This is a genomic window from Filomicrobium insigne (assembly GCF_900104305.1).
Taxonomy (GTDB): domain Bacteria; phylum Pseudomonadota; class Alphaproteobacteria; order Rhizobiales; family Hyphomicrobiaceae; genus Filomicrobium; species Filomicrobium insigne.
Genome location: NZ_FNJC01000002.1, coordinates 175,178 through 187,251 on the forward strand (window position 1 = coordinate 175,178; position 12,074 = coordinate 187,251).

9 protein-coding genes are annotated in these 12,074 nt (G+C 57.7%); 2 read left to right on the forward strand and 7 right to left on the reverse strand.

Annotated elements, in window-relative coordinates:
* Positions 1-91 precede the first annotated feature (91 nt).
* The 5 genes from BLS30_RS06825 to glmM all read right to left on the reverse strand — a co-directional run bounded on the left by BLS30_RS06825 (position 92) and on the right by glmM (position 6,771).
* Positions 92-445: a hypothetical protein gene (locus BLS30_RS06825; RefSeq protein WP_046475685.1), complete on the reverse strand. Its 354-nt coding sequence runs from the start codon at positions 443-445 to the stop codon at positions 92-94.
* Between the two features lie 28 nt (positions 446-473).
* Positions 474-2,174, reverse strand: a complete 1,701-nt coding sequence (locus BLS30_RS06830; protein WP_090227648.1) for a mucoidy inhibitor MuiA family protein — start codon at positions 2,172-2,174, stop codon at positions 474-476.
* A 104-nt stretch (positions 2,175-2,278) separates the two neighbouring features.
* Positions 2,279-3,868 (reverse strand): phosphoglycerate dehydrogenase, encoded by a 1,590-nt coding sequence (serA, locus tag BLS30_RS06835; protein WP_090227650.1) that lies wholly within the window; start codon positions 3,866-3,868, stop codon positions 2,279-2,281.
* Positions 3,869-3,937: 69 nt separating this feature from the next.
* Positions 3,938-5,113 (reverse strand): phosphoserine transaminase, encoded by a 1,176-nt coding sequence (locus BLS30_RS06840; RefSeq protein WP_090227653.1) that lies wholly within the window; start codon positions 5,111-5,113, stop codon positions 3,938-3,940.
* 293 nt (positions 5,114-5,406) lie between these two features.
* Positions 5,407-6,771 carry a phosphoglucosamine mutase gene (gene glmM, locus BLS30_RS06845; protein WP_046475670.1) on the reverse strand — a complete coding sequence of 455 codons (1,365 nt, stop codon included), beginning with the start codon at positions 6,769-6,771 and terminating at the stop codon, positions 5,407-5,409.
* A gap of 446 nt (positions 6,772-7,217) precedes the next feature.
* On the opposite strand from glmM, the gene BLS30_RS06850 reads away from it, so the two are divergent.
* On the forward strand, positions 7,218-8,084 hold the full coding sequence (locus BLS30_RS06850) for a ParA family protein (protein WP_090227655.1): 867 nt from the start codon (positions 7,218-7,220) through the stop codon (positions 8,082-8,084).
* A gap of 19 nt (positions 8,085-8,103) precedes the next feature.
* On the forward strand, positions 8,104-8,703 hold the full coding sequence (locus tag BLS30_RS06855) for a hypothetical protein (RefSeq protein WP_046475664.1): 600 nt from the start codon (positions 8,104-8,106) through the stop codon (positions 8,701-8,703).
* A 9-nt stretch (positions 8,704-8,712) separates the two neighbouring features.
* On the opposite strand, the gene folP is transcribed toward BLS30_RS06855, so the two are convergent.
* Together folP and ftsH are read right to left on the reverse strand one after the other, a co-directional pair.
* The gene (gene folP, locus BLS30_RS06860; protein WP_244512385.1) at positions 8,713-9,945 is read right to left on the reverse strand and encodes a dihydropteroate synthase; all 1,233 of its coding nucleotides are present in this window, start codon (positions 9,943-9,945) and stop codon (positions 8,713-8,715) included.
* A gap of 15 nt (positions 9,946-9,960) precedes the next feature.
* On the reverse strand, positions 9,961-11,901 hold the full coding sequence (gene ftsH, locus BLS30_RS06865) for an ATP-dependent zinc metalloprotease FtsH (protein ID WP_046475661.1): 1,941 nt from the start codon (positions 11,899-11,901) through the stop codon (positions 9,961-9,963).
* Between the last annotated feature and the right edge of the window lie 173 nt (positions 11,902-12,074).

Genomic DNA, 12,074 nt, shown 5'->3' on the forward strand with positions numbered 1-12,074 from the left:
ATAGTGCGTTCTGCCCCGTCTGAAAACGTTTATGAGTGCGACAGACGCTCTACAAGCCGTACAGAGAAAAAAACGCTTTTATAATCAGAATTTAAGAACGCGCTTCCCGTCGCATGCGCATGCCACTGATGGCAAGAACTATGCCGATAAGCCCGACCAGCACGTTGGCTATATCCAGTCCGAGTTCCAACAACTTCATATTGTTGAGCTTTTCCTGGCGCGTTCCACCGCCCTCAACACGCCGGGCCTGCGCGAAACTATCGGCGCCTGGTGAAGCCTGCGGTCGGGACGCCGAACGCTCCTGCTCCGGTGCCGCATTCTCTTCGCCAACGATCCACGAATAGCGCGCCAGCGCATCGCCTTCATGCATCAGTCTGTAGCCAAGCACGCCCGCCGCGACGGCAAACAGGATGAGCCCCAGGAAAATGTATCCGCGCCTGCCCATTCGAGCCTCCCCGATTTACGTAGTCTTGTTACTGGCCGTACATAATCTCGCGTGGCGACGGCCAAGCGACCTTATATCCGAAGTCAATGACCTTCTCTTCATCGACGTCAATCTGACTGTCCCAACTTATGATGCCGCGCTTGTCTTCGAGATTCTGCCGTGTCGGCTTATTCGCTCCGATGAACTCGACCGTAATTCCTTGCTGCTTAGACACTGGCAATTGATCGAGAACAGACAGAGTGATGGCGCGCTCGTGAAGGTTTTTCACACTGATTTTGAATTCACGCCGATCATTACGGGACGAGGAAATCAGACCACTCTCGCCTTGAACCTCTCCTGCAACCGCATAGCGGACACGCACGAGGTCGTCGGTCCCAAAACCAAGTTCCACCTCTTCGTTACCGCTCACCAGCGGCAACCGTCCCGTTCCGACGAACGTTTGATCGCGGAACAGCGAGACCTGTCCCGGCAACAGCGCCTCACGATCGGGTAGCTTAAATTTCGCGTAGAGATAGGCCGTAGGGTCAAGCTTGGGTACGGTCTTCACAACGAGCTGCGGCGCAACGGTATTTTGCGTGAGCTGCACGCGTTTGATTTCACCCGTATCGGGAACTGAAGTTCGCTCCGAGACGCGATAAAGCGCCTGGAAAGGCGCGTTCTCAACGGTTGCCAGTCGCTGCTGCACTCCAACTTTGCGTGCGACCGCACCCATACGTTCGCGCGAATCCGCAATGACGGCTTCTTCTTGGGGACGGTTTCCGGCATCACCACGACGCTCCATCATCACTTGCGGAGCAGGAGAAGGGGGTGGAAGCGGCTTCGGCTCGACTCTGAAGTCAACAGTAATAGGCGTGAGCTCGGGAGCTGAAGATCCGGCCTTGGGTCGCGTCGTCGAGAGCGTCAACGATACGTCCTCCCAAGCCTCCCCGGTGCGTTGGGTAATGGTAGCACGCCGGACGAGATCCAGGCTTGGCTCAACGGTCTTCGAGCCTGTCGAAAGCCGTGCGTCGTACGACGGCTGCCAGGATGCGCCGCGCACCTGATAACGAACGATCATCTCGGCATCGAGCGCCGTTTGCGCCGCAACCGAGACCTTGATCTCTGTTCGCTCCTCCCTTTTGGGGGCCAGCAGAGCAAGCTCCTTTTGCAGATCTGCGATACGCCGGTCGAGATCTCGAATTTTGACGTTGGCCTCAAGGCGACCGCTCTGTGCGTCGTTCATGCTCGTGCCGATCAGCGCAAAAAGCGCTGACCAATCTTCGCGCGGAACCAAGGCGGACGCACCGGGCTGCGCAGGCTGGTTTGGCAGAGCCGCGAGGTTTTCAATGAGCCTGACTTGAGTGTCATATGCGGAGATCTGCCCCTCGATAAGGGTCCTTTGATCCTTGAGCTTCTCGATTTCATCATCGATACGACGACGGGTCGAAGCCGCCGCTTGCGCATCGTCACGAGAGATGAAGATGCGACGGCTGTCGACCGCACCAATTTCCAAGACGCCGCTGGCCTTGCCTTCAACGCGTATTGAACTTGTATCAGCCTGTGCAGGCAGATCCTCGAATACGAGTGTCTGCGCACCGCTGTCCAACTTCACTTTGGCAACGCGCGTCACTTCCGCACCGGAGGGAAAGACCAGCACGCTATCGATCCGCGAGTGAACCTTTATGTCTTCCGCCACCGCTCCCGCGACGGTAACGACGGCAAAAAGGCAGGTGAAAGCAGCGCGCAGCATTGAGTGCCCCTCGTAGTGCTAAGTTTGTTCGGATCGGCCCGAGAAAATATCCCCTCGTGCGGCCTCAAGGCGACCGCATTATGACGACCGGTCCGAAAGGAGCATCAAAATCTTAGTCGGCGCGCCCGCACAACGTGTTTGAGCTGGGAAACCTGCTTCAATACCTCATCAGAAACGGCATCATCGAGCGCGACAACGGTAACGGCTTCGCCGCCAGGGGTCTCGCGCCCCAGGTTAAACGTCGCAATGTTGACCCCGTTTTCTCCCATCAGCGTCCCAAAGTTGCCGATGAAGCCGGGTTTATCCTGGTTGCGCACAAACAGCATATGCTCGCTAAGAGCGAAATCCATATCGATATCACGCACCTGGATAAACCTTGGCCGTCCATCGACGGAGATCGTTCCCGCTACGGACCGCTCATAGCTATCCGTCTTCACCGTCAATTTGACGAAACTCTCATAAACATCGTGCTGAGAACACGTCATCTCTTCAACGGCGATCCCGCGTTGAGCTGCGTTGTGGGCGGCAGACACCATATTCACGTCCGGCATGGACGGACGCAGCAATCCACCCAGCGCCGCAGCGGTCAGCGGCTTCACATTAAGCCCGGCAGCCTCACCGCAATATTCAAGCCGAACACCCTTGATCGCCACGTCCGTTAACTGCCCGGCAAACGAGCCGAGCTGCTCTGCGAGCGTAACGTACGGCATCAATCGCGGCGCTTCTTCCGGCGTAATCGAAGGGAAGTTGATGGCGTTGGTAATCGCTCCCTTCAAAAGGTGGTCTGACATCTGCTCTGCGATCTGCAGTGCGACCTTCTCTTGGGCCTCGCCGGTCGACGCACCGAGGTGAGGCGTACAAATGACGTTGTCGAAGAGGAATAGCGGATGATCTGTTGCCGGCTCATGTTCAAAGACGTCTAGGGCCGCTCCCGCAATGTGTCCGGCACGCAATGCGCTTGCGAGAGCCCCCTCATCAATCAAACCTCCGCGCGCACAATTGATGATGCGAACGCTCGACTTCGTCTTCGCAAGAGCCTCCGCTGACAGGATGTTGCGTGTCTTATCTGTAAGCGGCACATGAAGAGAAATGAAATCCGCGCGCGCCAACAACGCGTCGAGTTCGACCTTCTCGACTCCGAGAGCCACCGCACGTTCTTCCGTTAGAAACGGATCGTAAGCGATCACGCGCATCTTGAGACCGATGGCCCGGTCGGCAACGATTGCACCGATGTTTCCGCACCCGATCACACCAAGTGTCTTGTTGAACAACTCAACACCCAGGAATTTCGACTTTTCCCATTTGCCGGCATGCGTTGAAGCATTCGCCTGCGGGATCTGGCGCGCAAGAGCCATCATCATCGAAAGGGCATGCTCCGCCGTCGTGACCGAATTACCCGAAGGCGTATTCATCACGATGATGCCTTTAGCCGTCGCAGCCTTGACGTCGATATTGTCGACGCCAATTCCCGCGCGCCCGATCACCTTGAGGCGATCCGCAGCCGCGATGACTTTCGATGTCACCTTGGTGGCCGAACGCACGGCAAGTCCGTCGTACGCGCCAATCACTTCCAGGAGACGCTCCGGATCTTTTCCAAGCGACGGGTCAAACGTCACGTCAAGGCCGCGATCCTTGAAGATCTGAACGGCGGTTTCAGAAAGCTTGTCCGTAATGAGGACCTTGGCAGTAGTCATGGATGTTCATCCTAAGAAACGAAACAAAAGGGGAGACACTCAGGGGCCATCCGCGGCCACACGCTGCGTTCAGCTTTCGCGGATGAGATCGGCTATACACCGCTCAAAAGCCCAGTCGAGCCACGGCAGCAGCGCCGCCACATCGGCCGTTTCGACCGTGGCTCCAGTCCAGATGCGCAAACCTGGAGGCGCATCCCGATAAAACGAGATGTCCTTCGCAGCATCTTCAGCATCAAGCAGCGACGCGATGCCTTTGGCGAACTTCGCCTGCCCATCACGATCCAGAGACATCACGCGAGGATCAACGATCTTCAAGCAAACCGAAGTGTTGGAATAAGTTGCCGGATCGTCAGCAAGATTGGCGACCCAATCCGTTGCGTTGACCCAATCGATGAGCACGCGAGCATTCGCATCCGCCCGGGCCATCAAGCCCTTGAGACCGCCTTGATCCAGGGCCCACGCCAAAGCATCGAGATAATCTTCAACGGCCAGCATCGACGGGGTGTTGATCGTCTCGCCAACGAAAATGCCGTCGATGAGCCGGCCATCCTTCGTGAGGCGAAAGATCTTCGGCAACGGCCAGCGAGGGTTATAGGACTCGAGTCTTTCGACTGCGCGAGGGCTGAGGATAAGCATGCCATGCGCCCCCTCGCTCCCCAGCACCTTCTGCCAAGAAAACGTAAGCGCATCGACCTTGCCCCAGTCGATGGGCTGCGCGAAGGCACCCGACGTCGCATCAACCAGGGTTAACCCCGAACGATCCGCCGCGACCCACTCAAAATTGGGAATACGCACACCTGACGTGGTGCCGTTCATCGTGAAAACGACATCGCACGAGAAGTCTACTGCACTGAGGTCCGGCAACCGGCCGTAATCAGCTTCCAGGCGACGTACATCATCCAGCTTGAGCTGATTGACGATGTCGCTGACCCAGCCTTTGCCGAAGCTCTCCCAGGCTAGGACATCGACACCGCGCTCACCGAGAAGCGTCCACATTGCCGCTTCGAAGGCACCGGTGTCCGAAGCAGGCATGATGCCGATCCGGAAATCGTCCGGCACTTCAAGAACAGCCCTGGTCCGATCGATAGCGAGCTGAAGGCGCGCCTTACCTTCGCGCGCACGGTGGGATCTGCCGAGAAATGCGTCCTTGAGAACCGCGGGGCTCCAGCCTGGACGCTTGGCGCAGGGGCCCGAAGAAAAATGCGGATTAGCCGGCCGAACGGCAGGCTTAGCAAGTGTCGTCATTGTACACTACCCTTCCAAGTAGCAGCCTCCCGTTGGGGGGAGGTGTCCCACTGACGACAATGACAGATCTGATCCGGGTCCGGCAATCTCAACGTTAGGATCATACGACCGACGGGCGACCAGCGCTTTACACCCGTTTAAACATCAAAGCGGGGCAACCGGTCATCCGGTTACCCCGCTCGCATCAGGCCCGTCCGCATATGACCTGACGTCAAAAACCTATTTAGCGATAACAACCGCTGTCAGCGTAGACCATGACAGGCAAGCTTTAAGGTTTATTTAAGCCTCGCCCATCACGCAGCCTCTTGCGAGGCCGCAACACGAACCGCCTCACAAATGTCACCGACGACCGTACCCACGAGCTGTTCGTCATCGCCCTCGGCCATAACCCGAATAACCGGCTCAGTTCCAGAAGGCCGAATAACCAACCGGCCAGTGTTACCCAGCCGCGTCTGCGCCTTCTCGATCGCCGTTTTCACCCGCTCATCCTCAAGCGGCTTCCCGCTGGCAAATCGAACGTTCTGCAGAACCTGAGGGACAGGTTCAAAGCGCTGGCACACATCGGACACGGGCCGATCGGCAGCCACAGCCACCGCAAGTACCTGCAGCGCTGAAACCAAGCCATCGCCCGTCGTTGTAAAGTCCGACAACACAATGTGGCCGGACTGCTCCCCACCGACATTGAAGCCATGCTTGCGCATGTGCTCCACGACGTAACGGTCACCGACAGGTGTGCGCTGCAGCCCGAGCCCGAGCTCACGCAAATGCCGCTCTAATCCGAGATTGCTCATGACCGTCGCAACGATGCCGCCCGCAGCCAGACGGCCGCGTCGATGCCAGCTCTCTGCAATCACCGCCATGAGCTGATCGCCGTCGACGATACGTCCCGTCTCGTCTACGATCACGACACGGTCGGCATCCCCATCCAGAGCAATGCCGATATCTGCACGCACCTCGTGAACCTTTTCAATCAACGCTTCCGGCGCCGTCGATCCACACTTCAGATTGATGTTACGGCCATTGGGCTCAACGCCAATCTTGATAACCTCAGCTCCGAGCTCCCACAGCACTTCCGGAGCCACCTTGTACCCGGCGCCATGAGCGCAATCGATGACGATCCGAAGTCCGTCGAGCCGCAGGTTTCGCGGCAGCGTCCGCTTAGCGTATTCGATATAGCGCTCTTGCGCACTCTCCACCCGCGTAGCACGGCCGATGTCGTCGGCGGCAGCAAGAAGCTCTGCAGAATCTTCATCAATCAGCTGTTCAATACGCAGTTCCGTCTCATCAGATAGCTTATAGCCATCCGGATCGAACAACTTGATGCCGTTGTCATCGAACCTGTTGTGTGAGGCTGAGATCATCACACCAAGGTCGGCACGCAGCGACCGTGTCAACATAGCGACCGCCGGCGTCGGCATCGGCCCAAGTAGAAAAACGTCCATGCCAACAGACGTAAAGCCAGACATCAACGCCGCTTCCAACATATAGCCGGACAGTCGCGTGTCCTTACCGATCACGACCCGCGGACGATGGGAGTGAGTGCCGTTCTGAAAAACCTTACCGGCCGCCATCCCGACCTTCAGCGCAACTTCCGACGTCATCGGGTGCCGGTTGGCCAAACCGCGAATACCGTCTGTACCGAAATATCGTCGTGACATGGTTCCTACCTGTTCCTGCCGCGCTGAAAAGCGACCATCACGCGTAAGCAATATAGCCGTGCACTAAAGCGCATCATTACGTTGGACGAATGACAACGAAATATCATCCATGTGTTGGATGTCATACGACGTTTAAACAGGATCTCATAACCATCCCCTGCTTTAGAGCGCCGGACTACCCACGGATTAGTTGCAGCAGCAAAGCCTTAAGATATCCATCCCGTCTCGGATCTGGATTTCAATTGTCCAACACGCTTAATAGCCGAAATCCATGAAGAAAAGTTGGCCAACGGCCCTGGCGAGCCCTCAGGGGCTGACCACCGCGATGGAATCGTAGATACCTCAACAAAAGATCCAGCAATCGTCGCGGCTCGCTCCATCACGATCCGCGATGCGCCCAGCCGGCTCCGGATTTCACCAAGAGCCAGATAGGGAGTGAAAGTAGGATGGGATATTTCCTCGCTGTCGCGAACCGCAAGGGTGGTGTGGGCAAATCCACCGTCTCCGTCATGCTGGCGCACGCATTCGCCGTGTGGGGCGGTAAGCGGGTTTTGCTTATCGACCTTGACGCACAGTCCAACTCGTCTTTGATCCTGACCGGAAACGCCCAATGGATTGAGGCCCAAAGGACCTCAAAGAATGTCGCCGCCTACATCGAAGACAAGATGTACGGACAAAACCCAATCTCGGACTACATCCAACGCGGCGTGGGCGATATCGAAACCGATGACGGCAAAGCCCCACCGATCGATCTGCTCGCCGGTTCTCTTCGTTTTGAGGATATGCAGGACGAGCTCATCTCGCATTACTCTCTCAGTGCCCGCTCCTTCCGCATCGCCAAGGAACGCTGCGCCGAGCACTTCAAACGCGCGCTAACCTCCTCAGGGAGGCTGGCTGACATCATTATTCTTGACTGCGCGCCAGGCATCTCCAACGCAACCGCTGCGGCGTTGCGACTAGCGAACAAAGTCATTGTCCCCTTCCGCCCCGACTCCGTCTCGGAATTTGCGGTCGACAAGATTTCGACGATCATCGAGGGCAAGAATGCGCAAGGCGTCGCTGAAATCCCACCAACCGAGCGTCGGTATCGCTGTCTGGCAAATTATGTGCGCCCAGGCGGGCAGGACCAGATTTACATCCAAACGATTTCAGCCGACCATCCCACGCTGAATACTCAGTTACCCATGCTGCCGGATCTGGCGAACGCCTTCTATTGGGCTGAAGAACGTCAGACACTGACAGAAAAGTACGCGTCAGCGCTTTCGCCAATGAACGCGCTTTACAAAGAATTGTCCGCGTCGCTTCCCCTCTGACATCGCGGAAACGGAAACAATGAACGAAACCAAGAAACTCTCCGGCCCCGCCAAGGATCGCTTTTTCAAGCGCTTTTTCACGGAAGCGGGTGGATTAGATGAGCCGACGGCAGACCGCCTGACGGAATGCTCGAAGCAGGTCTTTTCATCAGTGCGCGTGCGCAAGAACGTAGAAGCGCTCAACACCGACAGCACAGCGACCGCGCCCAAGAAGCCATCAACTGACACCCAGGGCACGAGTGGCAAACAAAGCGAACCAGCCTCACGGTCTCGCAAAACAAAGACGCCTCAACCCGTCGCCTCCGAGCCGGCCGTCACCGAACCGGTAAAGACCGAGGTTTCTCTGGCTGAGCAACTTCAAGCACCGCCTCCCGAAACCACCGGGGAAGCAGACCCCTTCGTCTTCGGCCTCGTGCCGGTTTACAAGCGCGAAGGGGCCGAAGGCCTTCTCGTTAAGCTGGCTGAAATCAGATCTGTTGCGCACCTGCGGGCCATGGCGAAGGCCCAGCAGATCGTTTTAGCTCGCGAATTGCGGACGGGTGATATCGACGTCGTCACGCTGCGCGCGGCAATCCTTGAAGCCGTCGAAAAGCGTGTCGCTGACCGCCGCGCTGTTTAACGCCTCACGCTACCGGATTGGCTCAGCCAAGGCGCGCTCATCCCCGAAGAGCGCCGCCATCCAGACTGCGATCGCTTGGCGAGTCGCCGCCACATCATGCACGCGAACGATCTGCACCCCCTGCGCGACGGACGAGAGCGCCGCCGCAATGGATCCCGGCACCCGCTCGCGCGCGACATCCACATTGCAAAGCTGACCAATCAGCTTCTTGCGTGACGCCCCTAACAGCACCGGCACACCCAACGCGTGATAAAGGCTCATCGCCGAGAGCACCGCAACGTTGTGATGCAACAGCTTTGCAAACCCAATCCCGGGGTCAACGATCAATTTGCTGCGGGGAATACCTGCAGCTTCACAGGCATGAATTCGCCGCTCAAGAAAGTCGAAAACGTCTATGACAACGTCGTCATAGACAGGGTTGTCGTTCATCGTCTTCGGATCACCGATCGCGTGCATCAGCATGACGGGCAATCCTGTTTCCGCCGCCGTACGTAAGGCATCCGGATCGTACGTCAGAGCCGAAACATCATTGAGAATGTCCGCACCCGCCTCGGCCGCCAGCCGCATGACCTTGGCCTTACGAGTATCGACAGAAATCAGCTTGTCCGTTTTGTCTCGCAACGCTTCCAGCACGGGCAGAACGCGCTTGAGTTCATCGTCGACCGCCACAGCATCGGAGCCGGGACGCGTGGACTCGCCGCCAATGTCGAGGATGTCGGCCCCCTCGTCCGCCAGCCTAAGCGCGTGATCAACGGCAGCCTGTACGGTGTCGTGCTGCCCTCCATCCGAAAAGCTATCTGGCGTCACGTTCACGATCCCCATGATACGGGGACGGTCCATGGAAAGCCCGCCGATACGGGAACGCGGTGTGCCCAGGGCTTCGAATAAATCCGAAGCCGGCAAGGTATGTCGCCCCCAATCACGCTCGAAGAATTCAGATAAGCCGGTCATACGCCGCTCAACGCGCGCACCGTTGCGTTCGATAATCTCCAAAGCTGTGAAGGCCAACGGCCCACCGGCCAGTGGCATGCCGCCCCACACCTCCTCCTCGGAGGCCTTCCCACCGTTGGGAATAAACCCGATCGGACGCAGATAAATGGATCGTTGCATACTTCCAGCCTCGTTGTGGTCCTGGACGTAGATCCCGCGACCAGTCGTCAATTGCAAGCCGCCCATCCACGCTTTGGCAAAAAAGAAGCGGCCGCGAGAGACAATCTCGCGGCCGCTTTGATACCAACTCATGGCGGATTTAGATACTTAACCCGGCTGTGGCTCCATGCCGCCCGTATCGGGGTCGGGTTCCTGCCGCGGCCGTACTGCCCGACCGGCTGTCGGAACAGCTGAGCCAGCCGAACCGCCTTCCGAGCCTTCATCATCGGTCCGTCGTACGATCTTCTCGCCACGCAGAAGTGCGTCCACCTCGGCTCCGGAGATGGTTTCATATTCCATCAACGCTTGAGTGATCGCTTCGAGCTTGTCACGGTTGGCCGACAAGACTTCCCAAGCCTTGTTGTAGCCTTCCATGATGATCCGCCGGGTTTCCTCATCGATAACCTTCGCGGTCTCCTCGCTCATGTTCTGCTGTTGCGTGATGGAATGGCCGAGAAACACCTCTTGCTGATTTTCATTGTAGAGCAGCGGCCCGAGCTTCTCGCTCATGCCCCATTCCGTGACCATCCGTTTGGCAATGTTGGTTGCCTGGGTGATATCGCTGGAAGCACCCGTATTAAGGTGATCCTTGCCATAAACGAGCTGCTCCGCGACACGACCACCGAACGCCATGGCGATCTTGCCCTCGCACCATTCCTTCGAGTAGCTGAGCTTGTCGCGTTCCGGCAAGCTCATGGTCACACCGAGCGCACGTCCACGCGGGATGATCGTAACCTTGTGGAGCGGATCATTGCCCGGCACGAGCAGGTTGACGAGCGCATGCCCCGCCTCGTGATACGCGGTCGCGAGTTTCTCTTCCTCGGTCATAGCCATAGAACGGCGCTCAGCACCCATCATGACCTTGTCCTTGGAATCCTCGAACTCGGATTGCGTAACGAGACGTTTGTTGCGTCGTGCCGCCAGAAGCGCGGCTTCGTTCACGAGATTGGCGAGGTCGGCGCCAGAGAAACCTGGCGTTCCACGCGCAATAACGCGAGCGTCGACGTCCGGAGCAATCGGCACCTTGCGCATGTGAACGCGGAGGATCTTTTCGCGTCCCAACACATCGGGATTCGGCACAATGATCTGACGGTCGAAACGGCCTGGACGCAGAAGCGCAGGGTCAAGCACGTCAGGACGGTTGGTTGCTGCGATGATGATGACGCCTTCGTTCGCTTCAAAGCCGTCCATCTCGACGAGCAACTGGTTCAGCGTTTGCTCACGCTCGTCGTTACCACCACCAAGGCCCGCACCACGATGCCGACCGACCGCATCGATTTCATCGATGAAGATGATGCAGGGTGCGTTCTTCTTCGCCTGCTCAAACATGTCGCGGACGCGGCTCGCACCGACACCCACGAACATCTCAACGAAGTCCGAACCCGAAATAGTGAAGAACGGCACGTTGGCTTCACCAGCGACCGCACGTGCGATAAGCGTCTTACCGGTGCCCGGAGGGCCGACGAGCAGACAGCCGCGCGGAATACGACCGCCCAGCCTCTGGAACTTCTGCGGGTCGCGCAGGAACTCGACGATTTCCTGAAGATCAGTTTTTGCCTCGTCAACACCAGCGACGTCATCGAACGTCACGCGTCCATGCCGCTCCGTAAGAAGTTTGGCGCGCGACTTTCCAAAGCCCATCGCACGGCCGGAACCTGACTGCATCTGACGCATGAAGAAAATCCACACCGCAATCAACAGCAGCATGGGGAACCAGTTGAGCAGCACGCTCATGATGGAAGGGACGTCCTCGTCGCGCGGGGCAACCTTAAAATTAACGTCCTTCGCACGCAGGCGCTCAACGAGGCCGGGATCTTCAGGCGCGTAGGTCTGGAACGCACCACCGGCATCTTTCATGGTGCCGGAAATCCGGTTACCTGCGATTGTCGCATCCGCCACCTTGCCCGCCTCAACTGCGGTCAGGAACTCCGAATACGTAATCTCGTCACCGCGCCGGCTCTGCGCAGGATTATTGAACAGATTAAATAACGCCGCCAACAGAACCAGGATTGCTACCCAAATGGCGAGCTTCTGGAAATTTGAGTTCATTTCTGTTCCTTTTGAGCCCGGCGACGGGGGCGTTGCCTGGGCTGTCACATCGGCAGCACGCCTGAGCGAATGCCGACGACCCTCTCGATTACTGCGTAAAGATAGGAGTTTGCCAGGCTATTGCCAAGTTAGACATCAAACACCTTGCCTTGGCCAAAGTGATGATGGGTTAC